This is a genomic window from Amycolatopsis rhizosphaerae, assembly GCF_007713715.1.
Taxonomy (GTDB): Bacteria; Actinomycetota; Actinomycetes; order Mycobacteriales; family Pseudonocardiaceae; genus Amycolatopsis_E; species Amycolatopsis_E rhizosphaerae.
Genome location: NZ_VJWX01000744.1, coordinates 1 through 2,278, shown reverse-complemented (window position 1 = coordinate 2,278; position 2,278 = coordinate 1). Strand labels below are relative to the sequence as shown.

At 69.7% G+C, this 2,278-nt stretch carries 3 protein-coding genes; 2 read left to right on the top strand and 1 reads right to left on the bottom strand.

Translation table 11 applies throughout. The annotated features are described in order from the left end of the window. Positions 1-707 (bottom strand): DUF3159 domain-containing protein (locus tag FNH05_RS36320; RefSeq protein WP_186382916.1); only part of this gene is annotated, 707 nt, incomplete at its 3' end. 207 nt (positions 708-914) lie between these two features. Here FNH05_RS36320 and FNH05_RS36315 point away from each other — a divergent pair. Together FNH05_RS36315 and FNH05_RS36310 are read left to right on the top strand one after the other, a co-directional pair. Then, complete coding sequence (locus FNH05_RS36315) at positions 915-1,718, top strand: SGNH/GDSL hydrolase family protein (protein ID WP_144593361.1); 804 nt, start codon at positions 915-917, stop codon at positions 1,716-1,718. A 54-nt stretch (positions 1,719-1,772) separates the two neighbouring features. After that, entirely contained in the window at positions 1,773-2,246 is a 474-nt protein-coding gene (locus FNH05_RS36310; protein ID WP_144593360.1) for an OmpA family protein, read from the top strand. Positions 2,247-2,278 lie beyond the last annotated feature (32 nt).

The following is a 2,278-nucleotide window of genomic DNA, read 5'->3' as shown; positions in this document are numbered from 1 at the left end:
CAGTCCCCCTTGTCCAGGTGCGCCGTTTCCGCTTCCGGCGGCCGTTCCCCCAGCCGCAGGCCGGGATGCCCTTCGGGCAGGGCGCGGTAGAGCACCCAGCCGCTGACCGCGATCGTCAGCGCCTGCAGCGGCCAGGTGAGCACGGTCCGCGCCACGCCGAGTGCGACCAGTTGTCCCGACCACCACAGTGGAAGGTAGACCGCGACGCGCACCAGGTACTGACCCGACCAGGTGAGGCTGGCCAGGGAGTAGGCGTGCAGCAGCGCCGGATCTTTGCGCCACCGCGTCTTCTGCCCGAGCAGCAGCCCCACCACCACGCCCAGCAGCGGCCAGCGCACCGCCGCACTCGCCGCCCACAGCAGCGCACTGGCCACATTGGACAGCAACTGGATCAGGAAGAAGTCCTGGGCCCGTCCGGTGTGCAACGCCACGAGCGCGGCGACGATAACCGCGGCCAGGCTCACCACCGCGTTACGACTCGCTCGCATTGTGTGTTCACGGAAGATCCGGAACGCCCCCACGAGAACTGCCGCGGCGATCGCCGCGACCGCACCCCAGCCGATCGAACTGCCGCCGAGTAACCAGCCGATCACAAAAGCCAGCGGTGGGAGGCTCGCGTCCACCGCGCCCTTGCGCCCGCCCAGCACACTGGCCAGCGATTCCCGTTCCGGCGTCGTTGCTGCGCTCACCCTGACAGAGTGCCCCATTCCGCCGTCCAGGTCAGGCGGCGGCGAGATCTTCGCCACATCCATCACGCCGTCTCCGGTAATGAAGAGGCGCGGATGGCCGACAAGAGAAGAGACTGTGACCCTCGGCTGAACCGACTGTGGCTCAGACCGGGATTACAGGTGCATCCTCGCGATGTTGTTTCAGGGGCGAATAACAATGCGTGCTGGGCGAGAGGGGACTGTGGCGTGTACGGCTACAACAGCTACATCGCACTGGGCGACAGCTTCACCGAAGGTCTGAACGACGAACTCCCCGACGGCAGCTTCCGCGGCTGGGCCGACCGCCTGGCCGAGATACTGGCCGGCGGCGAAGCCGGATTCCGGTACGCGAACCTCGCGCTCCGGGGCAAGATGCTCGCCGAAATCGTCGAGGAACAGGTCCCCGTAGCCCTGGAGACCAAACCGGACCTGGTCACCTTCTGCGGCGGCGGTAACGACGTGATCGTGCCGGGCAGCGATGTCGACGAGATCGCGGCCCAGATCGACACCGTGGTCGCGCAGCTGCGCGGCGCCGGGATCGAGGTACTGCTGTTCAACGGGCCCGACACCAAGACACTGTCGGTGATGAGCGTGCTGCGCGGCAAGATCGGCATCTACAACACGCACCTGTGGGCCATCGCGGCACGGCACGGCGCTCGCGTGGTCGACCTGTGGGCGATGGACGCGCTGCGCGATCACCGCGCGTGGAGCGACGACCGGCTGCACTTCACCCCCGAAGCGCACCACCGGATCGCGCTGCGCACCGCGGACCTGCTGGGTGTCCCGGTCGCCGAGGACTGGCGCGAACCGTGGCCCGCGCTCGAACTGCACCGCGACTGGATCACCGCCCGGCGCTCGGATCTGGCCTGGACCAAGACGCATCTGCTGCCGTGGATCCGCCGCCAGCTCCGTGGCGAGTCCATGGGTGACGGCCTGTCCCCCAAGCGTCCGCAGTTGGCGCCGATCGTGATCCAGCACCAGTCCGCCGAGGACCACGCGCCCGCTACCTGATCCGCCTTCCCCCGCCGGGTCGCGGCAGTCCGCGGCCCGGCTTAGGGTTCGGCTGTGTCCGGTACGCGAACCTGGTTTCCGGTCATCGCGGTGCTGGTGACCGGGCTGCTCGCGGTTGCGGTCGTCGAGTGGCAGGGCCCCGCGCTGCGAGCCCACCTGACGTCGGGTACCACCCCCGCTACGGACCCGGCAGGCCTGCAAGGCTCACTCGATCGGGTACTTCTCGCGCATCCGATCACCTTCGCCCCCGACAGTGCCGACCCGCTCGACCCCCGCGGTCTCACCGAGGTCGCCCGGCTCCTCGGCACCGCCCCGCCCGGGACGACCTTCGAGATCGGCGGGCACGCCGCGGCCGGACCGGGCAGCGAGGCCACCGCGCTGGCCCTCTCGCGGGCCCGGGCGGAACGGGTTGCGAGAGCCCTCAGCGCCGCCGGTGTGCCCTCGAACCGGCTGATCCCCAGGGCCTACGGCGACACCAGACCCACGGGACGCGGCGACGAACGCCGCGTGGAGATCGCGGTGCGGTGAAGGGGGTGCCGGGATGTGGTGGCTGTTCGGGC